A 22,911-nucleotide genomic window follows, 5' to 3' on the forward strand; every position below is an offset into this window, starting at 1 on the left:
TCACCAGCTCCTGAGCGCGCCGTCTTCGCGCATCATCTCGACCAGCATACCTTCGCGCAAGCCACGGTCGGCGACGCGCAGGCGCGGCAGCGGAAAGGCGCGGCGGATCGCGTCGAGGATGGCGCAGCCGGCCAGGACGAGATCGGCGCGCTCAACGCTAATGCAGCTGTTCGCGGCGCGCTCCTCGTAGCTCATGCCAAGCAGCTTGTTGATGGTCGCGGTGACGTCGGTATCGTTCATCCAGACGCTGTCGATGCGGCGGCGGTCGTAGCGCGCGAGGTTGAGATGGATGCCGGCGAGCGTCGTCACAGTGCCTGACGTGCCGAGCAGATGCATATCAGTGAGATCGCCGCCATGCTGTTCGGCGAACGGCGCGATGTGATGGGCGACCTCGCGCTCCATCGCGGCGTAGATCTCGGGCGTCACGTCGCGGCCCCCGAACTGCTCGGCAAGCGTGACCACACCGAACGGGATCGACATCCAGGCTTTGATGCGCGGCTCCGGATTTGCGGCGTCGCGCTCGATCCGTACCAGCTCGGTCGAGCCGCCGCCGATGTCGAACAGGATTGCGCCGCGCCCCCTGGGATCGACCAGCGGCGAGCAGCCGAGCACGGCAAGCGCCGCCTCGGTCTCGCGGTCGATTACCTCGAGCTCGATCCCGGTCTCGGCAGCGACGCGGCTGCGAAAGCCTTCGGCATTCGAGGCGGCGCGGCACGCTTCGGTGGCGATCAGCCGCAGCCGCCGCGCTTTGCGCAGGTTGATCTTGTCGCGGCAGATGCCAAGCGCCACGATGGCGCGTTCGATCGCGGCCTCGCTGATGCACCCGGTTGCCGAGACGCCCTCGCCGAGCCGGATGATGCGCGAGAAGGAATCGACCACGCGAAAGCCGTCGTGGGTCGGACAGGCGATCAGGAGCCTGCAATTGTTGGTGCCGAGGTCGAGCGCCGCGTAGACGCCGGTTCCCGGCGCTTGCGCGCCGACGGCCGGTTCAGTGGCGAACGCCGCCGCCATCGACCCCAGCTCACCGTGCGGCGCAAGGCCGTCGCGGAGCCGCGTGTGGTCATTCATACAAACTGTCTTTCCGCGGCCGGTTAGGCCGATCTGGAATTGCTTTTTCGCCTGAAACATTAGCAGCGCACCAATCCTGCGCAACAACGCATCACATGGGACCATGCCCATTCGTGCGTTGTCGTGAGCGGGCCGGTGGGTTATTTTTGAGGGGTCCGGACCCCAGGCGCCCCCCAAACCGCGCATTTGCCGGCTTTTCAGGTCAATTCCATGCAAGAACACACCAAATCCTCCACGCTCGAAAACGCTATTGCACTGCAAAAATATGGCGTCGGGCAGCCGGTCCGCCGCAAGGAGGACGATACCCTGGTGCGCGGCAAGGGCCGCTACACCGACGATTTCAACCTGCCCGGCCAGGCCCATGCCGTGATCGTTCGCTCGACCCATGCCCATGGCGTCATTCGCGGCATCAACATCGATGCAGCCAGAGCAATGCCGGGCGTGCTCGGGGTGTGGACCGGCGAAGACCTCGATGCGGCCGGCTACGGCCCCTTCACCTGCGGCCTGCCGCTGAAGAGCCGTGACGGCTCGCCCCTGCTCCAGACCAACCGCCAGCCGCTCGCAACCGACAAGGTCCGCTTCGTCGGCGATCCCGTCGCCTTCGTGGTGGCGGAGACGCTGGCCCAGGCGCGCGACGCGGCCGAGGCGGTCGAACTCGACATCGAGCCGCTGCCGGCGGTGACCGATCCCGAGGAAGCCGCAAAACCCGGCGCGCCGCAACTGTACGACCACATCCCGAACAATGTCGCGCTCGACTACCACTATGGCGACACCGACAAGGTGAACGCGGCCTTCGCCAGTGCTGCTCACGTGACCAAGGTCGACATCGAGAACACCCGCGTCGCCGTGGTCTCGATGGAGCCACGCGTTGGCCTTGCCTCCTATGACAAGAAGACCGAGCGCTACACTCTTCAGGTGCCCACGCAGGGGGTGGCAGGCAACCGTGCCAATCTCGCCAAGAATCTGAAAGTGCCGAACGAAAACGTGCGCATTCTCACCGCCAATGTCGGCGGCTCCTTCGGCATGAAGAACATCAATTACCCCGAATACATGTGCATCCTGTACGCGGCGAAGACGCTGGGACGACCGGTGAAGTGGCTGGACGAGCGCTCGACCAGCTTCCTCTCCGATAGTCACGGCCGCGCGCAGAAGATTCATGCCGAGCTCGCGCTGGACGCCGAGGGGCATTTCCTCGCCGCCAAGCTCTCGGGTTACGGCAATCTCGGTGCCTACATCACCGGCGTTGCTCCCAGTCCGCTCTCGCTCAACACCAGCAAGAACTTTTCCAGCGTCTATCGCACGCCGCTGATGGCCGTCGACATCAAGACGGTGCTGACCAACACCACGTTGATGGGCGCCTATCGCGGCGCCGGCCGGCCCGAGGCCAACTACTACATGGAGCGGCTAATCGACCGCGCCGCGGACGAGATGGGCATCAACCGGCTGACCCTGCGGAAGCGCAACTTCATCAAGCAGAACCAGATGCCGTTCGCCGCGTCCTCCGGCGTCACCTATGACAGCGGCGACTTCCAGGCCGTCTTCAACAAGGCCCTCGAAATCTCCGACCACGAGAATTTTGCCAAGCGCAAGAAGGAGAGCAAGAAGTCCGGCAAGCTGCGCGGCATCGCCGTCGGCTCCTATCTGGAGGTGACCGCACCTCCCGGCGTCGAGCTCGGCAAGATCGTGTTCGATCCCGATGGCTCGGTGCAGCTCATCACCGGGACGCTCGATTACGGTCAGGGCCACGCATCCGCATTCGCGCAGGTCCTCTGCCAGCAGCTCGGCGTTCCCTTCGACAGCGTCAAGCTGGTGCAGGGCGACAGCGACATCGTCCACACCGGCAACGGCACCGGTGGCTCGCGCTCGATCACCGCGACCGGCATGGCGATCGTGGGCGCCGCCAAGCTCGTGATCGAAAAGGGCAAGCGCGCCGCCGCGCACATGCTGGAGGCCTCCGAAGCCGATATCGAATTCGAAGGCGGCAGCTTTACGATCGCCGGCACCGACCGCAGCATCGACATCATGGAGCTCGCCAAACGCCTGCACGACAGCAAGATGCCGGAGGGCGTACCCGACAGCCTCGACGTCGATCACACCAGCGAACCGGTGCCATCAGCCTTCCCGAACGGCTGCCATGTCGCCGAGGTCGAGATCGACCCTGAGACCGGCGTCGTGCAGATCGTGCGCTACAGCGCGGTCAACGATTTCGGCACGGTGATCAATCCGCTGCTGGTCGCGGGCCAGCTCCATGGCGGCGTGGTCCAGGGCATCGGCCAGGCGCTGATGGAGCACGTCCGCTACGACGAGAGCGGCCAGCCGATCACGGGCTCGCTGATGGACTACGCTCTGCCGCGCGCCGAGGACGTTCCGAACATGACGGTCGGCGACCACCCGGTGCCGGCCACGACCAATCCGCTCGGCAGCAAAGGCTGCGGCGAAGCCGGCTGCGCCGGCAGCCTGTCGACGGTCGTGAACGCGGTGATCGACGCGCTCTCCGAATACGGCATCAAGCACATCGACATGCCGCTGACGCCGGAACGCGTGTGGCGCGCGATCCAGGATGCGAAGGGGAAAGCGGCGTAAAGGGCGTTCCGTCGTCGCCACAAACTCCGCTGTCATCGTCCGCGAAAGCGGACGATCCAGTATTCCAGAGACGGTCGTGGGATACGGAGGAGCCTCGGCGTACTGGATTCCCCGCCTTCGCGGGGAATGACAGCGAGTGTGAGGACGCGCTGTGCTCCTTCCCTACGCCGCCGCCTGCTCGCGCGGCTGGTAGATCGCGATGTGCTGGCAGTGCGCCAGCGGCGTCGTGCCGTTGGCGACCACCAGCGCGTCGAGCTCGACGAAGCGGTGGCCCTTCTTCTCGTAGTTCGCGGTGACTTTTGCCCGCGCGGTGATCTCGTCGCCGGCGCGCGCGGCTGACAGCAATTGCATGCGGCTGCCGACATGGATCCAGGGGCCGAGCATCGTGTTGTCCACCAGCACGCGGTTCATGACGCGCTGGATCAGGCCGGGATGGCCGAGCCCCTCGCCCGCGAAGATCGGATCGGTCTCACGGATGTCGGCGAGATAGTCGGCGGCATCCTGCCCGGCCCAGCGGCGCGGCGTCGTGCCCAACCATTTGCCGGTCTCGAAGGTTGCTGGGCTGACCGGTTTGCGCTCGGCAACCGCGGGGACCTCGACATAGTCGCTCAACGACACCGCAGCCGCAGTCGCAGTTGCCTGCAGCGCCGCCGTGCCGGTGGCACAGAGCTCGGTGCGGCTGAACACCTCGATGGTGAGCAGGCCGTTGTGCTCGGTCGCATCGACGTCGGCGGTCTCGCCGTCATAGACCGGCTTGATGAAACGCGCCTCGATCAGCCCGCGCGACAGGAAATCGCGGCCCCAGCGCGACACCGGCACATGCATCATGTAGGCGAAGACGTCGACGCCGGGGACCAGCCCGCCGGAGAACCCGAAGCGGCGCGCCACTGCATCGTCATGCATCTTGTTTTCGGATTGCTTGGCCGTGTTGTAGGCCTCGACGCGATAGGTTTCGAGCCGGTTCGGCATGGCTTGGCTTTCCCCAATTTCTTGTTGTTTCGGGCCGATCGTAGGCCCTGAGGAACCGGGGTCAATCCCCTCGCCTTTGCGGCCCGAATGGGGTACCACGCGGCTGCTGCGGAACCGCTTCGCAAGCCCCATCTACGGACCATGACGAACCCTCAAAACACCACCCGCATCTATGTCGACGCCGACGCCTGTCCGGTGAAGGACGAGATCTATCGCGTCGCCGGCAGGCACGGCCTGCCCGTGAGCGTGGTCGCGGGCAATTTCATCCGCGTGCCCCAGGATCCGCTGATCGAGCGGGTCGCCGCGGGTGCCGGCATGGACGCAGCCGATGACTGGATCGCCGAACGCGCCGGGCCCGGCGACATCGTCATTACCTCGGATATTCCGCTCGCAAGCCGCTGCGTGAAGGCCGGCGCCGATGTGATCGCGTCCAACGGCAAGGCGTTCACCGAGGAATCGATCGGGATGACGCTCGCGGTCCGCAACCTGATGACCGATTTGCGCTCGGCCGGCGAAGTCACCGGCGGTCCGAAATCGTATTCACCGCGCGACCGCTCGACGTTTCTGTCGACGCTCGACCAGACCATCCGCCGCATTCAGCGCCGCCGCGCCGACCAGGCCGCAACAAGACAGGACTGAGACACCGCATGGCGCCACCGCTGATTCAACTGCGCGATATCAAGCTGACCTTTGGCGGCACGCCGCTCCTGGCGGGCGTCGAACTGTCGGTTTCGACCGGCGAGCGCGTCTGCCTGATCGGCCGCAACGGTTCCGGCAAATCGACGCTGCTCAAGATCGCCGCCGGCCTGGTCGAACCGGATGGCGGCAGCCGTTTCGTGCAGCCCGGCGCCACCATTCGCTACCTGCCGCAGGAGCCGGATTTTTCCGGTTTCTCCACCACGCTCGCTTATGTCGAGGCCGGCCTCAATGCTGGCGACGACCACTATCAGGCGCGCTATCTGGTCGAGCAGCTCGGTCTCAGCGGCGAAGAAGATCCGGCGCATGTCTCCGGCGGCGAAGCGCGCCGCGCCGCGCTGGCACGCGTGCTGGCGCCCTCGCCCGACATCCTGCTGCTGGATGAGCCGACCAACCATCTGGATCTTCCGACCATCGAATGGCTGGAGAGTGAACTGGAGAGCCGCCGCTGCGCGCTGGTGATCATCAGCCACGATCGGCGCTTCCTCGGCAATCTCTCGCGCAGCACCGCCTGGCTCGACCGCGGCCAGATCCGGCAGATCGACCGCGGCTTCAGTGCCTTCGAGGCTTGGCGCGACGAGGTGCTCGCGGAGGAAGAGCGCGACCAGCACAAGCTCGACCGCAAGATCGTCAACGAGGAGCACTGGCTGCGTTACGGCGTCTCGGGCCGCCGCAAGCGCAACGTCAAGCGACTCGGCAATCTCCACGCGCTGCGCGACCAGCGCCGCACCCATCGCGGCGCGACGGGCAACGCCAACCTGGCGGCTGCCGAGGCCGACAAGTCCGGCAAGCTCGTCATCGAGGCCAAGAATATCAGCCGGTCCTATGGCGAGCGAAAGATCGTCGACGGCTTCTCGATCCGCGTCCAGCGCGGCGATCGCATCGGCATCGTCGGCCCGAACGGCGCCGGCAAGACCACGCTGATCGAGATGCTGACCGGCGGCAGCGCACCGGACAGCGGCAGCATACGGCTCGGCGCCAACATCGAGATGGCGACGCTCGACCAGCATCGTGAAAGTCTCGATCCGAAGACGACGCTGGCCGAGGCGCTGACCGGCGGCCGCGGCGACCATGTCATGGTTGGCGGCAAGCCGAAGCATGTCGTCAGTTACATGAAGGACTTCCTGTTCGCCCAGGAACAGATGCGCACGCCGCTGGAGGTGCTGTCGGGCGGTGAGCGCGGCCGGCTGATGCTGGCGCGCGCGCTGGCAAAACCCTCCAACCTCCTGGTGCTGGACGAGCCGACCAACGACCTCGACCTGGAGACCCTCGACGTCCTCGAGGAGATGCTCAGCGACTACGAGGGCACCGTGATTCTGATCAGCCACGATCGCGATTTTCTCGACCGCGTGGTGACGTCAGTGATCGTGCCCGAGGGCAACGGACGCTGGCTCGAATATGCCGGCGGCTATACCGACATGCTGGCCCAGCGCGGCGCCGACGTGAAGCGCGCGACCGCGAAGGCCGTCGAAGAGACGAGAGAGCAGCGATCAGCCGTGCCGTCCGGCGTCGCGAGACGACGCTTGACCTTCAACGAGCAACACGCGCTGGAGACGCTGCCCAAGACCATCGCCAAGCTGCAGGCCGAGATCGCCAAGCAGCAGCGCTTCCTTGACGACCCCGATCTCTTTCGCAAGGATCGCAAGCGCTTCGACCAGGCCTCCGACGCTCTGACGAAGGCGCAAAAGGAACTGGCCGAGGCCGAGGACAAATGGCTGGAGCTCGAAGTGCGGCGCGAAGAGATTGAACAGGCCTAGCGTGCATTCCGCAAAAGTGGGCACCGCTTTTGCAAACGGGATGCGCGCCAACTCAGAGACTTCCATGACAACGACCCTTGCCGCCAAGATCGCCCGCGAATACGGCACGCCCTGCGCCGTTATCGACATGGACAAGGTAGAGCGCAACATCGCGCGGATTCAGAAGGCTTGCGACGACGCCGGGATCGCCAACCGTCCCCACGTCAAGACGCACAAGAACCCCACCATCGCGAAGATGCAGATCGCGGCCGGTGCCAAGGGCATCACGTGCCAGAAGCTCGGTGAAGCCGAGATCATGGCCAATGCCGGCATCGACGATATCCTGATCAGCTACAACCTGCTCGGCGAAGAGAAGATGGCGCGGTTAGGGGCGCTGCAGGCGAAGGCCAACATGACGGTCGCCGCTGACAATTCGACCGTCGTCGCCGGCCTGCCCAAGGCCGCCGCAGCCTCAGGTCGACCGCTATCGGTCGTGGTCGAATGCGATACCGGCCGCCAGCGCGCCGGCGTCGAGACGCCCGCCGAGGCGATTGCACTGGCGCAGAAGATTGCCGCATCCAAGGGCCTGCAATTCGCCGGCTTCATGCTGTATCCGACCGAGACTGGTTGGGCGGACGCCCAAAAATTCTATGACGAAGCTCTGGCCGGCGTGCGCGCACACGGGCTGGATGCAAAAATCGTCTCGACCGGCGGCACGCCGAACCTGAAGAACCTCGGCAAGCTCAAGGGCGGCACCGAGCATCGCTTCGGCACCTACATCTATAACGACCGCATGCAGGTCGCGGCCGGCGTCGCCACCTGGGACGACTGCGCGCTGCACATCTATTCGACCGTGGTCAGCCGCGCCGCGCCTGAGCGCGGGATTCTGGACGCCGGCTCAAAGACTCTGACGACGGACACCGGCGGCCTCGACGGCCACGGCCTCATCCTGGAGCACCCCGAAGCGAAGATCGCACGCTTCGCCGAGGAGCACGGCTTCCTCGACCTCTCCCGCAGCAACACCCGGCCTAACGTCGGCGACGTCGTGCGGGTCGTGCCAAATCATGTCTGCGTCGTCGTCAACATGATGGACGAAGTGGTGATGGTGCGCGGCGAGGAGATCATCGGCACGCTGCCGGTGGCGGCACGGGGGAAGCTGAGATAGCTAGCCCCCGATCAGTGCCTGGAGTTCCCGGACCAATCCGTCGCGAAAGAGTTTGATCGGCCGCTCCAGCCGACCGGCGGGGGCGCGATGCACCACCCAAGCGCGCACGGCGGGTTTGAAGTCGCGCGCGGCGACCGGCTTGAGCCTGTCGCGAAATGCGCTACGTTTCAGGGCGATCGGGGTGACCAGCCCGACGCCGAGGCCGCGCGACACCAGCGACAGGCGGAGCTCACTGTCCAGCGCCTCGACGGCGATGTTGAACGGCAGATGCGAGGCATCGAATTTTCGCTTCAGCGTATCGCGAAATCCACAGCCGTCCTGGTTGATCACCCATGACAGTTGGGACAGCCGTTCCAGGTCGACGGTGCGCGGGATCTTCATCTCGCGTGCGACGACGAAGACGACGGGCTGCGCGCCGAGATCGTCGGCCGCCAGATCGGCGGGCGGCACTGCACCGTCGGGGAGACAAATCGCGGCTGCATCGAGCTCGTTGCGGCAGACACGCTCGAGCTGGTTCGGCGACCAACCGGAGACCACCCGCACCGCCAGCGCGGGAAATTCGGCGCGCACCGCATCGAGTGGTGCGGTCAAGCCCGCTTCCGAGAGAAACGGCGTCAGGCCGAGCCTGAACTCGCCGCGGACCATTCCGTCGCTGGCAACGCCCGACTTGAGGTCGTCCAGCATCCTGAGCAGGCGCCTGCCCTGCTCGTAGGCCTCATGCCCCGCTGCCGTCGGCTTCAGGGGCTTCGAGAGCCGATCCAGAAGCTGCGCCCCCAACATCTCCTCGAGATTCTGGATGCGTCGGGTCACGCCAGGCTGGGTGAGATTGAGACGCGCCGAAGCTGCGACAATCGATCCGGTCTCGACCACGGCGACGAAAGCGACAAGGTCATGGGTATTCATAACAAACCCGCATATTCTTTATAGGCTTATTTGAATTGTAGCATATTGCTCGCTCCGCTTAAAGGGTCTCGCGCTACAGCTGCGAGGTCCCATGACTGTCTCCGAAACCATCAGGCCTGCGTCCCGAAACCAGCTCGCCGAGCGGCCGCTGATCTGGCTCGGCGCGATCACCGCCGGTGTCGTCGTCACCAATCTGTTCGCGCCGCAGATCCTGCTCGGCCTGATCGGCCGGTCAATGTCCATGCCGGCGTGGCAGGCGGGGCTGATCAGCACGCTGACCTTGCTGGGCTACGCACTCGGCCTGCTGCTGCTCGTACCTCTGGTCGATCTGGTCGAGAACCGGCTTGTCATCCTCCGCACACTCGGCTGCGCGATCCTCGCCGCTCTCGCGACGGCGCTCGCGCCGACGCCCTCGCTCCTGCTGCTCGCCACCTTCATCCTCGGCGCCTGCGGCGCGGCGATCCAGATGATGGTTCCGCTGGTCGCATCCATGGTGGCACCGGATCGCCGCGGCCAGGCCATCGGCGAGGTGATGGGCGGATTGATGATCGGCATCCTCTTGTCGCGACCTGCGGCGAGCCTGATTGCAGATCTCTGGAGCTGGCGTGCATACTACGTCGTCTCGGCCGCTCTGATGGCCCTGCTTGCCGGCGCACTCGCCCGTTACCTTCCAACTCTTCATCCGACTGGACGCGCGAGCTACGCCGAATTGCTTTTGTCCTTCCCAAGACTGCTGCGCGAAGAGCCGGTGCTGCGCGTGCGGGCCTGGACGGCATCGCTTGTCATGGCTTCCTTCACGGCGTTCTGGTCGGCGGTCGCGCTACGGCTGCCGGAGGCGCCGTTCGATCTTGATGCCAAGGGAGTTGCCGCTTTTGCACTGATCGGTGTGGCGGGCGCCGCGGCGACACCGATCGCGGGACGCTGGGGCGACAAGGGCCGGGCGCGGCCGATGTTCTTTGCCGCCCATCTGCTCATCATCGGCTCGCTTGCGCTCTGTGCCTGGGCGAGCGTGCTTGAATCCCAGATCACCGGTCTGCTGGTACTGAGCCTCGGCACGATCCTGCTCGACGTCGGCATCACCACCGATCAGACGCTGGGCCGCCGCGCCATCAACCTGTTGCGCCCCGAGGCCCGCGGTCGCATGAACGGCCTGTTCGTCGCGCTGTTCTTCATTGGCGGTGGCATCGGCGCGGCGGCGGCATCGCTGGCCTGGAGTTTTGGCGGCTGGACGATGGTCTGCGCGGTGGCGGCAAGCTTCGGCGTGCTCGGTCTCCTCACGGATCTCGCAACCCGGACCGGGACGTCATGATGCGGATGGTCAGGACGACAGTTGGACGAGCCGTCGCAACACACCCCTGCCCGCCGCAGCTCCCGTCGCGAACGAGGCCTGGAGCAAATAGCCACCGGTCGGCGCCTCCCAGTCCAGCATCTCACCGGCCGCGAACACGCCCGGCAGCTTGCGGATCATGAAGTCCGAGTCGAGTTCATCGAAGGAAATCCCGCCGGCGCTGGAGATCGCGCGCGCGATCGGCGCGACGCCTATGAGCTTGATCGGCACGGCGTTGATGAGCTCCGCCAATTGTTCAGCCGACATCGCCGACAACGACTGGCCGGCACCGATGGCGACTTCCTGCAACAGCCCGCCCGCGACCGGCGACAGCTGCGCAGCCTTGCGCAGGAAGTTGGAGAAGGATTGCTTGCCGCGCGAGGCGGACAGGCGCTTGACGAGTTCGCCATGATCGACATCCGGCCGCAACGCGACGTGAAGGACCGCTGCGCCGTTCGCTGCGATCGCCTCGCGCAGCTCGGCCGACAACGCATAGATCGCCCCGCCCTCGATCCCGCCGCTTGTGATCATGGCCTCGCCGCGGGCGCGGTGTGGGCCGAAGGACAGCGTGATACCCTTGAGCGGTTGGCCCTCGAAGCGCGTGCGGAAGATTTCGGACCATGCGACGGTGAAGCCGGAGTTCGCCGGCCGCAGCGGCGAGATCGCAACGCCTTTGTCGGCCAGGATCGTCGTCCAGCCGCCATCGGAGCCTAATCGCGGCCAGCTGGCGCCGCCGAGTGCCAGCACCGTGGCGTCCGCGGCGATGGCAGCGCCGCTGCCGGGTGTGTCAAAGACCAGCCGTCCGTCCCCGTCCCAGCCCATCCAGCGCTGGCGAAAGGCAAAGCGCACGCCGGCGGCATCGAGGCGCCGCAGCCAGGCCCGCAGCAAGGGCGAGGCCTTGAAGGCCTTCGGAAACACACGCCCGCTGGAGCCGACAAAAGTCGGCTCGCCCAGCGCCTCGCTCCAGGCGCGCAGCGCGTCAGGCGGAAACGCTTCGATCGCAGCCTGCAACCTCTGCGCCGCCTCGCGGTAGCGCGTGATGAACTGAGGCAGCGGTTCGCTGTGGGTGAGATTGAGCCCGCCGCGGCCGGCCATCAGGAATTTGCGGCCAGCGGACGGCATCGAATCGTAGACGGTGACGCGAGCACCACCCTGCACGAGCACTTCGGCCGCCATCAGACCGGCAGGGCCGGCGCCGATGACGGCGACCGCTGTCAGAGTTTTACCCCGGCGCGCGCAGCGGCTTGCGCCACGTATTTCTGCGTCTGCTCGAAAGCTCCCTGCAGCGCCTTCGCCTTTGACATGTCGCTGATCTCGGCGAAATGCGCCGCGACCGCATCCGGGGTCCACTCGGACTCCGGCAGGTTGATGCCTTCGCTCTCGACGATCTTGATCACCGCGAACGAGCCGGCGCCGGCGCCCATGATGGTGCGGGTCGGCGCGTCCTCGCTCAGCATGTACTCGACCGCGGGCGTGATCGCGTTCGGCTTCATCAACTGCAGCGCCTGCGGCGGCAGCAGCTCTTCCGTCATGCGGGTCGCTGCCGTCGGCGAGATGATGTTGACGCGGATGTCGCTCTTGCGGCCTTCTTCCGCCAGCACGTTCATCAGGCCGACCATGCCGGACTTGGCCGCTCCGTAATTGGCCTGGCCGAAATTGCCGTAGAGGCCGGAGGACGACGTCGTCAGGACGATGCGGCCATAGTTGCGATCGCGCATGCCGGCCCAGGCCGCCTTGCAGCAATAGAAGGTGCCGACGAGGTGCACGTCGAGCACCTTCTGGAAATCGGCCGCTTCCATCTTGCCGAACGACTTGTCGCGCAAAATGCCGGCATTGGCACACAAGAGGTCCACGCTGCCCCACTCCTTGGTGGCGCGCTCGACCATCGCGGTGACCTGCTCGAAATTCGAGACGTCGGCGCCGTCGGCCATGGCGGTGCCGCCCGCCTTGCGGATCTCCTCGACAACGGTCTCCGCCGGCGACAGCGAGCCGCCGCTGCCGTCGCGCGCGCCGCCGAAATCGTTGACCACGACTTTCGCGCCGCGGCTTGCCAATCCCAGCGCATGCGCGCGCCCCAAACCATTGCCCGCGCCGGTGACGATGGCGACGCGTCCGTCGAACCTGATTGCCATTGTGCTTCCTTGTGCTGTCTTCCCTTCTCCCCTTGTGGGAGAAGGTGGCGCGAAGCGCCGGATGAGGGATCTGTCTCGGCAGATGAGCGTGTGGAGAGATACCCCTCACCCGGCTTCATCTCGCTCCGCTCGATTTCGCCACCCTCTCTCGCGAGGGAGAGGGTTCGAGCGCACCGATTTGGACAACTTTTGAGCAGCGATGGGCTGCCGGGTCAAGCCCGGCAGCGACGGCCCACTCAGGCGAAATAGATCAACCCGAGCCAGTCCGCGACCAGCGCGGGCTTGTCCTCGCCTTCGATTTCCACGGTGACGTTGGTGCGCGACTGCAATTCATTCGGCTTGCGCAGCTTGGCTTCCGCCAGCACGAAACGGCCCCGAACGCGCTTGCCCGAGCGCACCGGCGAGATGAAACGCAGCTTGTCAAAACCGTAATTGACCCCCATCGTGGTGCCCGCGATAACGGGCATCACCTCGTAGGACATAATCGACAGCAGCGACATCGTCAGGAAGCCGTGCGCGATGGTGGTGCCGAACGCCGTCTCCTTCTTCGCACGCTCCGGGTCGACGTGAATGAACTGGTGATCCTCGATCACGTCGGCATAGGTGTCGATGCGGGGCTGATCGACCAGGTGCCACGACGACACGCCGATCTCCTTGCCGACCATGGCCTGATAGGCGTCCAAGGAAATCGGCGGCTTCTTCCAGACTTCGTTCACTTAGGTCTCACTCCGTGTTTTCGGCAGCTCCGGAAAGTCCTCTTCGCGGAATTCCCGGCCGCGCAGGGCATCATTGCGGTCGTCGTCACGCTCCAGCCGTCTCAGCTGAACGCGGCGGATCTTTCCCGAGATCGTCTTCGGCAGCTCCGTGACGATCTCGAGGCGCCGGATGCGCTTGAACGGTGCAAGGCGCGTGTGCAGATGCCTGAAGATGGAGAGCGCCGTCTCCGGCGAACGCTCCGCACCGGATGTCAGCAGCACATAGGCCTTGGGGATCGCGAGCCGGATCGGGTCCGGGCTCGGCACCACGGCAGCTTCCGCGACGAGCTCGTGCTCGAGCAACACGCTCTCGAGTTCGAACGGGCTGATGCGATAGTCGGAGGATTTGAATACGTCGTCGGAGCGGCCGACGAAAGTGAGATAGCCATCGTCATCCTCGAACACGACGTCACCGCTGCGATAAAGCTCGCCTTCGGCGCCGGACAGCCCACCGTCGTCGCCCTGATAGCCCTGCATCAGGCCGGCGGGGCGGTTTTCGCCGAGCACTAGAGCCACCTCGCCCTCTTTGGCCGGATGACCATCGGCGTCGCTGACCTGCACGCGATAGCCCGGCAGCGGCCGGCCCATCGAGCCGACCTTGATCTTTTGCCCCGGCGAGTTGCCGGCCAGCGCCGTGGTTTCGGTCTGGCCGTACCCGTCGCGGATGGTGAGGCCCCAGGCGGCCTGCACCTGGTCGATCACTTCAGGATTGAGGGGCTCGCCGGCGCCGCAGACCTCGCGCAAGGCCACCTTGAACGACGCAAGATTCTCCTGGATGAACAGCCGCCACACCGTCGGCGGCGCGCACAGCGTGGTGACGCCGCAGCGGCCAATGGTGGCAAGCAGCCCCTTGGCGTCGAAGCGCGGCTGGTTGACCACAAAGACGGTCGCGCCCGCATTCCACGGCGCAAAGAAACAGCTCCAGGCGTGCTTGGCCCAACCGGGCGAGGAGATGTTGAGATGGACGTCGCCGGGCTTCAACCCGATCCAATACATGGTCGAGAGATGGCCGACGGGATAACTGCGCTGGCTGTGCCGCACCAGCTTCGGCTTTGCCGTGGTGCCCGAGGTGAAATAGAGCAGCATCGGGTCGTCAGCGTTGGTCGGGCCGTCGGCTGCAAAGCTCTCCGACGCCCTTGCGGCGTCATCATAGGAAAGCCAGCCATCGGAGGCCTCGCCCACGACGATGCGGACGATATTATCGGCGCCAAGACTTGCGAACTTCGCAACCTGGTCCTGCGCGGCCACCACCGCCTTTGCCTTGCCGCGATCGAGCCGGTCGCGCAGCTCGTCGGCGGTGAGCAGCGTCGTCGCGGGAATCACGACGACGCCGAGCTTGATCGCGGCCAGCATCGTCTCCCACAGCGGAACGACATTGCCGAGCAGCAGCAGGAGATGATCGCCGCGCTTCAAGCCTTGCGCGCGGAGGAAGTTGGCGACCTGGTTGGAGCGGCGCGACAACGCCCCGAACGAGAGCTTGGTCTGCCGATCCTGCGCGGCATCGACGATCCAGAGCGCAGGACGATCCTTGCTGTCCGCATTCGCCGCTAGCTCGGCATCGAACCAGTCGAGCGCCCAGTTGAAGGGAACCGGATCCGGCCAGCGGAAGCCCTTGACCGCTGTCTCATAGTCCGTGCGGTTGTGAAGCAGAAACGCGCGCGCTTCCTGAAATGTCGTCATTAGGCTTTCCCGGCCAGCCCCCTAACGTGCTCGATAATTCCGGAAAAATCCACCCCGCCCTGGCCGGCTGCGTCAAAGGCCTGATAGATTTCCTGCGCATGCTTGCCGAGCGGCGTCGCCGCGCCGGCGGCCTTGGCGGCGTCCTGCGCCAGTGTCAGATCCTTCACCATCAGTGCCGAGGCAAAGCCCGGCTTGTAGTCGTTGTTGGCGGGCGAGGTCGGCACCGGCCCGGGCACCGGACAATAGGTCGTCAGCGACCAGCACTGGCCCGACGAGGTCGAGGCGACGTCGAACAGCGCCTGGTGCGAGAGCCCGAGCTTCTCGGCCAGCGCGAACGCCTCACTCACGGCGATCATGGAAATGCCGAGGATCATGTTGTTGCAGATTTTTGCCGCCTGGCCCGCGCCGGCACCGCCGCAATGCACGATCTTCTTGCCCATGTTCTCCAGCACGGGCTTTGCCGCTGCAAACGCGTTGTCCTCGCCGCCGCACATGAAGGTGAGCGTCGCACCCTTGGCTCCGCCGGTGCCGCCGGACACCGGCGCGTCGACCGAAAGCACGCCGTGCTTGGCCGCGAGCGCATGCGCCTGCCGCGCGCTCTCGACGTCTATGGTGGAGGAGTCGATGATCAACGCGCCCTTGGTCATCGCGGGAACGACCTCGCCCCACACGCCGAGCACATGCTTGCCGGCCGGCAGCATGGTGACGACCACATCGGCACCTTTCACGGCGCCCGCAGCGCTCTCTGCGATGCCGGCACCGTCGGCCTTGGCCTGGTTGCGGGAGGCCTCGGCGAGGTCGAAAGCGACGACCTTGTGGCCGGCCTTGACCAGATTGGCGGCCATGGGGCCGCCCATGTTGCCGAGACCGATGAATGCGATCGTGGCCATCTTGGTTTCCTCCGCTTGAAAGACGTTGTTAGTTGAACTTCAATTCGTCGGCGCCGATCTCGGCGAGATAGTGCGCAAGCATGTCCGGCGTGACGTCCTCGATTCGCGACGGCGACCAGGTCGGATTGCGGTCCTTGTCGATCACGGCGGCGCGCACGCCTTCGCGAAAGTCGTCGCTGCGGAAGACTTCCAGCGCAGCCCGATATTCGCGCACCAGGCATTCTTCCAGGCTCGACGCGGTGCGCGCGAGCCGCAGCAGCTTGAGCGTCACCACCATGCCGCGCGGCGATTTTTCGTTGAGCGTCTTCAACGTCGCCAGCGCGAACTCGGAACCGTCGCGCTTGAGCGCGGCAAAAATGTCTTGCATGCGGTCGAAGCCGAACAGTGCGTCGATCGCCGGCTCCTTTGCGGCGACCGGCCCCGCGATCTCCCCGGTCGCAAAACCGTTGATGAGCTTGCTGACATCGGCCGCGGTGACGCCCTGGCGAACTTTGGTCAGCGCGTCGCGCAACTCGGGCCATTTGGCCGCCGGTACCACCGCGTCGGCAAACCTGGCATGGATCGCATCGGGGCCGTTCATGGTCTGGCCGGTCAGGCCGAAATAAGTGCCGATCTCGACCGGCGAGCGTGACAACAGCCAAGTGCCGCCGACGTCGGGAAAGAAACCGAGCCCGACCTCGGGCATCGCAAGCCTCGTACGGTCAGTCACGATTCGATGGCTCGCATGCGCCGAGAGTCCGACGCCGCCGCCCATCACAATGCCGTCCATGAAGGCGACATAAGGTTTCGGGAATTTCTTGATCCGGGCGTTGAGGATGTACTCTTCCCGCCACAGGATCTTGCCGAGGTCACCATTGACCTTCGAACTTTCCCAGAGCGCACGGATGTCGCCGCCGGCACACAAGCCACGCTCGCCGGCACCTTCCAGCACGATCACGGCAACGGCGGGATCGGCCTCAAAACGGTCGAGCGCCTTGTCGATGTCGCGAAACATCTCCAGCGTCACGGCATTGATCGCCTTGGGGCGGTTGAGCCTGATAAATCCGGCCGAGCCTTCGACCCATGCGACCAGATCGCCCTCCTCCGCTCCACTCATCGGGCGCCCTCGATCAATTTGCGCGCCACGATCAGCCGCATGATTTCGTTGGTGCCTTCGAGAATCTGGTGCACGCGCAAATCGCGCACGATCTTCTCGATGCCGTATTCGCTGAGATAGCCGTAGCCGCCGTGCAGCTGAAGCGCCTGGTTGGCGACCTCGAAGCCGGCATCGGTGCCAAAGCGTTTGGCCATCGCGCAGAGCATCGTGGCGTCGGGATCCTTGCGGTCTAGCGCCGCCGCTGCGCGCCACAGGAACGTACGCGCGGCCTCGAGCTCGATCGCCATGTCGGCGAGACGGAACTGCAATGCCTGGAATTCGTCGAGGCGTTTTCCAAAAGCCTTGCGCTCTTTCATGTAGGAACGCGCCTTGTCGAGCGCGGTCTGCGCGCCGCCTAGTGAGCACGCTGTGATGTTGAGACGCCCGCCGTCGAGGCCTGCCATCGCGATCTTGAAACCGACGCCCTCCTCGCTCAGCCGGTTGGCGACCGGCACGCGGGCGTTCTCGAAGATCACGGCGCGGGTCGGCTGCGCGTTCCAGCCCATCTTGCGCTCGTTGGCGCCGAACGAGACGCCCGGCGTGTTGCCGTCGATGACCAGCGTCGAGATGCCGCCGGGGCCATCGCCGCCGGTGCGCACCATCGCGACCAGGAGATCGGTCCCGCCGGCGCCGGAGATGAACTGCTTCTGGCCGTTGAGAACGTAATGATCGCCGTCGCGCACGGCACGGGTGCGGAGCGCTGCCGCGTCCGAGCCGGCGCCGGGCTCGGTCAGGCAGTAGCTCGCGATCAGCTCCATGGTGCAGAGCTTGGGCAGCCATTTGTGGCGCTGGGTGTCGCTGCCGTAGGCATCGATCATCCACGACGCCATATTGTGGATGGAGATGAAGGCCGAGGTGGTCGGACAGCCCGTCGCCAGCGCTTCGAAGATCAGCGCCGCGTCGAACCGTGTCATGGCGGAGCCACCCACATCCTCGCGGATGTAGATGCCGCCCATGCCGAGCGTGGCGGCCTCGCGCATCACCTCGACGGGAAAATGCTTCTCCTCGTCCCAGCGCAGCGCGTGCGGCGCGATCTTTTCCGCCGCAAACGCCAACGCCATGTCGCGAACCGCGATCTGATCCTCGTTCAGAGCGAACTGCATCTGTTAGCTTCGCTCCAACGACGGTTACTTCATCAGCGGGATCGAGAACTCCGCGCCTTCCTTGACGCCGGACGGCCAGCGCGAGGTCACCGTCTTGGTCTTGGTGTAGAAGCGGACCGAATCCGGGCCGTGCTGGTTGAGATCGCCGAAGCCCGACTTCTTCCAGCCGCCGAAGGTGTAATACGCAATCGGCACCGGGATCGGCACGTTGATCCCGACCATGCCGACGTTGACCTTGGCCGCGAAGTCGCGCGCGGCGTCGCCGTCGCGGGTGAAGATCGCAACGCCGTTGCCGTAATCATGCTCCGACGGCAGCGCCAGCGCTTCCTTGTAATCGTGCGCGCGCACGACCGAGAGCACGGGGCCAAAAATCTCTTCCTTGTAGATCCGCATGTCCTTGGTGACGTTGTCGAACAGCGAACCGCCGAGATAGAAGCCGTTCTCGTAGCCCTGCATCTTGAAGCCGCGGCCGTCGACGGCGAGCGTCGCGCCTTCCTTGATGCCGATGTCGATATAGCCCTTGACCTTCTCGACCGCCTCGCGCGTCACCAGCGGACCGTAATCGGCGGAGGGATCGATCGAGGTGCCGATCTTGAGACTCTCGACGCGCGGGACCAGCTTTTCCATCAGGCGGTCGGCAGTGGCCTTGCCGACCGGAACCGCGACTGACACGGCCATGCAGCGTTCGCCGGCCGAACCGTAGCCGGCGCCGATCAGTGCGTCGACTGCCTGGTCCATGTCGGCATCCGGCATGATGATGGCGTGGTTCTTGGCGCCGCCAAAACATTGGCAGCGCTTGCCGGTCTGGGCGGCGCGCTCGTAGATGTATTGCGCGATCGGGGTGGAGCCGACGAAGCCGACGGCCTTGATGTCGGGATCGTCGAGGATGGCGTCGACCGCTTCCTTGTCGCCGTTGACGACATTGAGGATGCCGGACGGCAGGCCCGCCTCGATCATCAGTTCGGCAAGCATCATCGGCACGCCGGGATCGCGCTCCGACGGCTTCAGGATGAAGGCGTTGCCGCAGGCAATCGCAGGAGCGAACTTCCACATCGGAATCATCGCCGGGAAATTGAACGGCGTGATGCCGGCGACGACGCCGAGCGCCTGGCGCATCGAATAGATGTCGATGCCGGGGCCGGCGCCTTCGGTGTACTCGCCCTTCATCAGATGCGGAATGCCGCAGGCGAACTCCGCGACCTCGAGGCCGCGCTGGATGTCACCCTTGGCGTCAGGAACGGTCTTGCCATGCTCGCGGGCAAGCAGTTCGGCCAGCTTGTCGTAGTCGCGCTGCACCAGCTCGACGAACTTCATCATGACGCGAGCGCGGCGCTGCGGGTTGGTCGCGGCCCATTCCGGCTGCGCGGCGCGGGCGTTTTCCACGGCGGCGCGAACCTCGGCCTTGGACGCCAGCGCCACCTTGGCCTGAACGTCACCGGTCATCGGCTCGAAAACGTCGGCGGTGCGGCCCGAGGTGCCCTTGACCTCCTTGCCACCAATGAAATGTCCGACTGAACGCATGGAATGGTCTCCTTGAGGCGAGCTTGAACGCTTTGACAAATCCTATCGACCTGCATTTTATAGGATTCAAGTCTGAGATAATGCACCATAGATGTGCGAAAATGCTGGATCAAGGCGCTATCGACTGGGACGACTTCCGGTTCGTGCTGGCCATCGTGCGGGGCGGCTCGGTTTCGGCTGCGGCAAAACAGCTCGGCGTCGACCATGCCACCGTGATCCGCCGCGTCGACCGGCTGGAGAAGCACCTCTCGGCCAAGCTGTTTGACCGGCGCAAGACCGGCTACCTGCTGACAGAGGCCGGCCAGCGCGTCGCCGACAGCGCGGAAGCGATGGAATCGACCATCGTCGCCAACCAGGAGCAGGTCGGTGGCTCCGTGGCGCGGCTGACCGGCACGGTGCGGATCGGCGCGCCGGACGGTTTTGGCACCGCCTTCCTGGCGCCGCGACTGGCGCCGTTCGCGGACCGGTATCCCGATCTCGACCTGCAACTGGTGGCCACCGCGCGGCTGTTCAGCCTCTCCAAGCGCGAGGCCGATATCGCCATCAGCCTGACCATGCCGAAGGAAGGCCGCATCGTCGGCCGCAAGCTGCTCGACTACCGGCTCGGACTCTATGCCGCGCCCGCCTATCTCGACCGCTTCCCGAAAATCACCTCGCGCGAGGTCCTGCCGCAGCATCGATTCGTCGGCTATATCGAGGAGCTCTTGTTCACGCCCGAGCTCGACTATCTGCCGCAGGTCTCGCCGAAGATCTCCGCGCGCTTGCGCAGCGCCAATCTGATCGCACAACTCAACGCCACGCTCGCCGGCTTCGGTATTGCGGTGCTGCCGCACTTCATGGCGGCCGACTATCCGCAGCTGATTGCGGTGCTGGCGGAAGAGGTCTCGATCACCCGCACCTTCTGGATGCTGATGCACGCCGACAGCAAGGACCTCGCACGCATCCGCGCGGTGGCGGATTATATTTCCGAGATTGTGGAGCGCGAGCGGGCGTTGTTTGCGGGGCTCTGAAGCCTAGCTCTGCTTCGCCTTTTTCGCCGCCGCAGCCTTCGGCTCACGCCGCGCGCCGTCCAGCGCGCTGTCCTTGCCCGTCTTCAGCACCTCATCCGACAGCTCGCTCGAGCCGGCAATGCGCGCGAGCAACATGGTGCCGGCCATGGTCGCCAGCGTCGCGATCGCCTGCTTGCGCGCGGCCTTGCGCGGCAGATTCGGGATGAAGTCCGTGATCATCTCGATCATCTCGTCGAGCTTGCCGGCAAAGGCCTTTCGCGTCTTCGGGCTCTCTCGGGCGATCTCGGCGCCGAGCGCGGGGATCGAGCAGCCGTGACCGGGGTTGTCGCGATGCACCGCGGAGAGATAGGTCTCAACGATCTGACTGAGCTGCTTCTCCGGCGTGACCTGATCGGATTGCTTGCGCCAGTGCTCCATCGAGCGATCCATAGCGTAGCCAAACGCCTCGATCACCAGCGCCTCGCGGGAATCGAAATGGGCGTAGAAGCCGCCATGGGTCAGGCCCGCTTCCTTCATGAGGTCGGCGACACCGATGCCGTGGGCGCCCTTTTCGCGCAGCCGCACGGAAGCCTTCTTCACGATGCGGTCGTGGGTTTCCTGCTTGTGTTCCCGGGAATAGCGCATGCGGATCTCATTGGATGTCGGGGGTCATCTAATAACACGGATATCGGCCGGACGGCGCATTAATTCCCGGTAAAATTGTTGCCGATCATGGAAAAGGTCGCCGTTGCGTGCACCGCAAGCGCCCCCTTACCGTCGCGGACAAATCCCTCGGCGTAGCTGGTCTGGCGTCCCAGCTTGATCACCTTGCCTTCGGCGGAGATCAACCCGGACCGGACCGAGAGCGGACGCAGGAAGGTCATTTTCAGATCGAGGGTGACGGAGCCCTGCCCGGGCTCCAGCCGGGTCGAGATCGCACACCCCATGGCGGTGTCGAGCAGCGCGGCGGCTGTGGCCCCGTGCAGGAGGCCTATGGTGTTTTCGAGATCCTCGCGCGGCTCGAGTTCCATGACGATCCGGCCCGGCTCGACCACGGCCATGATGAAGCCGATCAGCTTGGCAAAGGGTGGCGGCGGCAGCCTTCCGTCGCGGATGCCCAGCATCGCATCCATGCCTGACAGGCCCATCGCCACTTTCGCAACCGGCGCAGGCACCTGCCATTCAACCACCCGCTCGCGCCGGCCCGCAGGCGAAAACAGGTCGAGTTGATCGATGTCGGTCATCGCGGCCTCTTTTGTATGATTTTCATCATACTATGCTGCGGACTTAGCGCTGGCAACTCCCTCCCCGCCGGCTTGACAAGCAATGCGTTTCGGCCCGGAAGTGTGACCTGACCGGCGTATTCGCACGTCTACGAAGCTCAGAGATCCTCTCATGGAAATGCTCAACAACCACTGCGGCGTGACGCGCGATGCGCGCGGCGTCGTTCATGTCGCGATCTGCAATGCCGGCTCGCTGAACATTTTGAGCTCGCCCGTCACCGATGCGGTGCGCGAAGGCCTGCAGCAGCTCTCGTCCGACCGCAGCATCCGGGTCGTGGTGCTGCGCGGCCAGAGCGAGAAGAGCATGATCGGCGGCGCCGACATCAAGGAGATGGCCAAGCTCGACCAGAAGTCCGCCGAGGCCTTCATCAGCCGCCTGCGCGACCTCTGCGAGGCCGTGCGCGCCTTCCCGGCCCCTATGATCGCGCGCATGCCCGGCTGGTGCCTCGGCGGCGGGCTCGAAGTCGCCGCGGCCTGCGATTTCCGGATCGCCGCCCGTGATGCGCATTTCGGCATGCCGGAGGTGCGGGTCGGCATTCCCTCGGTGATCCATGCCGCGCTGCTGCCGCGCCTGATCGGGTGGGCCCGCGCGCGCTGGCTGGTGATGACCGCTGAGAACATCGACGCGCCGACGGCGCTGGCCTGGGGGTTGGTCGACAAGGTCGCGCCGGAGGGTGGGCTCGATGCCGAGGTCGAGCACCTCGTGAAGGCCCTGCTCGAATGCGGCCCCGAGGCGCTGCGGTCGCAGAAGGCATTGCTGCGGCAATGGGAGGAGCTGCCGCTGACCGAGTCGGTAAATTTGAGCGTCAAAGTCTTCGGCGAGTCGTTCCTGACGGACGAGCCGACGCGGCTGATGGGCGCGTTTGTGAATCGGAAGCGGTAGGCGCTCTCCACCTCGTCCGATCGAACGAGCAAATCTCATCCGACCTACGACAATTTCTCATGCCCCGCGCAGTTGCATTTTTTGCGCCGCATC

At 65.2% G+C, this 22,911-nt stretch carries 19 protein-coding genes and 1 pseudogene; 7 read left to right on the plus strand and 13 right to left on the minus strand.

All coding sequences use genetic code 11. The features are described from left to right. Complete coding sequence (locus tag IVB50_RS24710; protein ID WP_026233757.1) at window positions 1-1,068, minus strand: Ppx/GppA phosphatase family protein; 1,068 nt, start codon at window positions 1,066-1,068, stop codon at window positions 1-3. A 210-nt stretch (window positions 1,069-1,278) separates the two neighbouring features. On the opposite strand from IVB50_RS24710, the gene IVB50_RS24715 reads away from it, so the two are divergent. Then, a complete protein-coding gene (locus IVB50_RS24715) occupies window positions 1,279-3,651 on the plus strand; it encodes a xanthine dehydrogenase family protein molybdopterin-binding subunit (RefSeq protein ID WP_018459203.1) in 2,373 nt (790 codons plus the stop codon). Window positions 3,652-3,813: 162 nt separating this feature from the next. Here IVB50_RS24715 and IVB50_RS24720 read toward each other — a convergent pair whose 3' ends face one another. Then, a complete protein-coding gene (locus tag IVB50_RS24720; protein WP_018459204.1) occupies window positions 3,814-4,620 on the minus strand; it encodes a hypothetical protein in 807 nt (268 codons plus the stop codon). A 141-nt stretch (window positions 4,621-4,761) separates the two neighbouring features. On the opposite strand from IVB50_RS24720, the gene IVB50_RS24725 reads away from it, so the two are divergent. The 3 genes from IVB50_RS24725 to IVB50_RS24735 all read left to right on the plus strand — a co-directional run bounded on the left by IVB50_RS24725 (window position 4,762) and on the right by IVB50_RS24735 (window position 8,217). Beyond that, the gene (locus IVB50_RS24725; protein ID WP_007609125.1) at window positions 4,762-5,259 is read left to right on the plus strand and encodes a YaiI/YqxD family protein; all 498 of its coding nucleotides are present in this window, start codon (window positions 4,762-4,764) and stop codon (window positions 5,257-5,259) included. Between the two features lie 8 nt (window positions 5,260-5,267). After that, a complete protein-coding gene (locus IVB50_RS24730; protein WP_018459206.1) occupies window positions 5,268-7,073 on the plus strand; it encodes an ATP-binding cassette domain-containing protein in 1,806 nt (601 codons plus the stop codon). A gap of 64 nt (window positions 7,074-7,137) precedes the next feature. After that, window positions 7,138-8,217 carry an alanine racemase gene (locus tag IVB50_RS24735; RefSeq protein WP_026233758.1) on the plus strand — a complete coding sequence of 360 codons (1,080 nt, stop codon included), beginning with the start codon at window positions 7,138-7,140 and terminating at the stop codon, window positions 8,215-8,217. On the opposite strand, the gene IVB50_RS24740 is transcribed toward IVB50_RS24735, so the two are convergent. Further along, window positions 8,218-9,120: a LysR family transcriptional regulator gene (locus IVB50_RS24740; RefSeq protein ID WP_204510951.1), complete on the minus strand. Its 903-nt coding sequence runs from the start codon at window positions 9,118-9,120 to the stop codon at window positions 8,218-8,220. A 91-nt stretch (window positions 9,121-9,211) separates the two neighbouring features. On the opposite strand from IVB50_RS24740, the gene IVB50_RS24745 reads away from it, so the two are divergent. Next, on the plus strand, window positions 9,212-10,429 hold the full coding sequence (locus IVB50_RS24745; protein ID WP_247297533.1) for an MFS transporter: 1,218 nt from the start codon (window positions 9,212-9,214) through the stop codon (window positions 10,427-10,429). A gap of 9 nt (window positions 10,430-10,438) precedes the next feature. Here IVB50_RS24745 and IVB50_RS24750 read toward each other — a convergent pair whose 3' ends face one another. The 8 genes and pseudogenes from IVB50_RS24750 to IVB50_RS24785 all read right to left on the minus strand — a co-directional run bounded on the left by IVB50_RS24750 (window position 10,439) and on the right by IVB50_RS24785 (window position 19,663). After that, window positions 10,439-11,665: a TIGR03862 family flavoprotein gene (locus IVB50_RS24750; RefSeq protein ID WP_256465056.1), complete on the minus strand. Its 1,227-nt coding sequence runs from the start codon at window positions 11,663-11,665 to the stop codon at window positions 10,439-10,441. Next, window positions 11,662-12,579 carry an SDR family NAD(P)-dependent oxidoreductase gene (locus IVB50_RS24755; RefSeq protein ID WP_018459211.1) on the minus strand — a complete coding sequence of 306 codons (918 nt, stop codon included), beginning with the start codon at window positions 12,577-12,579 and terminating at the stop codon, window positions 11,662-11,664. Before IVB50_RS24755 ends, IVB50_RS24750 begins: the two co-directional genes overlap by 4 nt. Before the next feature lie 236 nt (window positions 12,580-12,815). Beyond that, complete coding sequence (locus IVB50_RS24760; protein ID WP_247297535.1) at window positions 12,816-13,295, minus strand: MaoC family dehydratase; 480 nt, start codon at window positions 13,293-13,295, stop codon at window positions 12,816-12,818. Next, a complete protein-coding gene (locus tag IVB50_RS24765) occupies window positions 13,296-15,014 on the minus strand; it encodes an AMP-binding protein (RefSeq protein ID WP_247297536.1) in 1,719 nt (572 codons plus the stop codon). It lies immediately after the preceding gene. Next, window positions 15,014-15,919: pseudogene (gene mmsB, locus IVB50_RS24770) on the minus strand (3-hydroxyisobutyrate dehydrogenase); the annotation flags it as partial. The gene IVB50_RS24765 and the pseudogene mmsB, both read right to left, overlap by 1 nt. 13 nt (window positions 15,920-15,932) lie before the next feature. Further along, window positions 15,933-17,000: an enoyl-CoA hydratase/isomerase family protein gene (locus IVB50_RS24775; RefSeq protein ID WP_247297537.1), complete on the minus strand. Its 1,068-nt coding sequence runs from the start codon at window positions 16,998-17,000 to the stop codon at window positions 15,933-15,935. After that, entirely contained in the window at window positions 16,997-18,142 is a 1,146-nt protein-coding gene (locus IVB50_RS24780; RefSeq protein WP_018459216.1) for an isobutyryl-CoA dehydrogenase, read from the minus strand. Before IVB50_RS24780 ends, IVB50_RS24775 begins: the two co-directional genes overlap by 4 nt. A 24-nt stretch (window positions 18,143-18,166) precedes the next feature. Next, entirely contained in the window at window positions 18,167-19,663 is a 1,497-nt protein-coding gene (locus IVB50_RS24785; protein WP_018459217.1) for a CoA-acylating methylmalonate-semialdehyde dehydrogenase, read from the minus strand. 101 nt (window positions 19,664-19,764) lie between these two features. On the opposite strand from IVB50_RS24785, the gene IVB50_RS24790 reads away from it, so the two are divergent. After that, window positions 19,765-20,673 (plus strand): LysR family transcriptional regulator, encoded by a 909-nt coding sequence (locus IVB50_RS24790; protein ID WP_018459218.1) that lies wholly within the window; start codon window positions 19,765-19,767, stop codon window positions 20,671-20,673. Window positions 20,674-20,676: 3 nt separating this feature from the next. Here IVB50_RS24790 and IVB50_RS24795 read toward each other — a convergent pair whose 3' ends face one another. Together IVB50_RS24795 and IVB50_RS24800 are read right to left on the minus strand one after the other, a co-directional pair. After that, on the minus strand, window positions 20,677-21,297 hold the full coding sequence (locus IVB50_RS24795; RefSeq protein WP_018459219.1) for a TetR/AcrR family transcriptional regulator: 621 nt from the start codon (window positions 21,295-21,297) through the stop codon (window positions 20,677-20,679). A 59-nt stretch (window positions 21,298-21,356) separates the two neighbouring features. Beyond that, entirely contained in the window at window positions 21,357-21,896 is a 540-nt protein-coding gene (locus IVB50_RS24800) for a PaaI family thioesterase (RefSeq protein ID WP_018459220.1), read from the minus strand. A 151-nt stretch (window positions 21,897-22,047) separates the two neighbouring features. On the opposite strand from IVB50_RS24800, the gene IVB50_RS24805 reads away from it, so the two are divergent. Continuing rightward, complete coding sequence (locus tag IVB50_RS24805) at window positions 22,048-22,818, plus strand: enoyl-CoA hydratase (RefSeq protein ID WP_018459221.1); 771 nt, start codon at window positions 22,048-22,050, stop codon at window positions 22,816-22,818. Window positions 22,819-22,911: the final 93 nt, after the last annotated feature.

Origin of the sequence: Bradyrhizobium sp. 87 (assembly GCF_023073015.1) — a bacterium.
Classification (GTDB): Bacteria; Pseudomonadota; Alphaproteobacteria; order Rhizobiales; family Xanthobacteraceae; genus Bradyrhizobium; species Bradyrhizobium canariense_D.

Bases quoted from the DNA above. Each gene is read 5' to 3' on its own strand.
- IVB50_RS24710 (WP_026233757.1), bottom strand. From the start codon at position 1,068: ATGAATGACCACACGCGGCTCCGCGACGGCCTTGCGCCGCACGGTGAG.
- IVB50_RS24715 (WP_018459203.1), top strand. From the start codon at position 1,279: ATGCAAGAACACACCAAATCCTCCACGCTCGAAAACGCTATTGCACTG.
- IVB50_RS24720 (WP_018459204.1), bottom strand. From the start codon at position 4,620: ATGCCGAACCGGCTCGAAACCTATCGCGTCGAGGCCTACAACACGGCC.
- IVB50_RS24725 (WP_007609125.1), top strand. From the start codon at position 4,762: ATGACGAACCCTCAAAACACCACCCGCATCTATGTCGACGCCGACGCC.
- IVB50_RS24730 (WP_018459206.1), top strand. From the start codon at position 5,268: ATGGCGCCACCGCTGATTCAACTGCGCGATATCAAGCTGACCTTTGGC.
- IVB50_RS24735 (WP_026233758.1), top strand. From the start codon at position 7,138: ATGACAACGACCCTTGCCGCCAAGATCGCCCGCGAATACGGCACGCCC.
- IVB50_RS24740 (WP_204510951.1), bottom strand. From the start codon at position 9,120: ATGAATACCCATGACCTTGTCGCTTTCGTCGCCGTGGTCGAGACCGGA.
- IVB50_RS24745 (WP_247297533.1), top strand. From the start codon at position 9,212: ATGACTGTCTCCGAAACCATCAGGCCTGCGTCCCGAAACCAGCTCGCC.
- IVB50_RS24755 (WP_018459211.1), bottom strand. From the start codon at position 12,579: ATGGCAATCAGGTTCGACGGACGCGTCGCCATCGTCACCGGCGCGGGC.
- IVB50_RS24765 (WP_247297536.1), bottom strand. From the start codon at position 15,014: ATGACGACATTTCAGGAAGCGCGCGCGTTTCTGCTTCACAACCGCACG.
- IVB50_RS24775 (WP_247297537.1), bottom strand. From the start codon at position 17,000: ATGAGTGGAGCGGAGGAGGGCGATCTGGTCGCATGGGTCGAAGGCTCG.
- IVB50_RS24780 (WP_018459216.1), bottom strand. From the start codon at position 18,142: ATGCAGTTCGCTCTGAACGAGGATCAGATCGCGGTTCGCGACATGGCG.
- IVB50_RS24785 (WP_018459217.1), bottom strand. From the start codon at position 19,663: ATGCGTTCAGTCGGACATTTCATTGGTGGCAAGGAGGTCAAGGGCACC.
- IVB50_RS24790 (WP_018459218.1), top strand. From the start codon at position 19,765: ATGCTGGATCAAGGCGCTATCGACTGGGACGACTTCCGGTTCGTGCTG.
- IVB50_RS24795 (WP_018459219.1), bottom strand. From the start codon at position 21,297: ATGCGCTATTCCCGGGAACACAAGCAGGAAACCCACGACCGCATCGTG.
- IVB50_RS24800 (WP_018459220.1), bottom strand. From the start codon at position 21,896: ATGACCGACATCGATCAACTCGACCTGTTTTCGCCTGCGGGCCGGCGC.
- IVB50_RS24805 (WP_018459221.1), top strand. From the start codon at position 22,048: ATGGAAATGCTCAACAACCACTGCGGCGTGACGCGCGATGCGCGCGGC.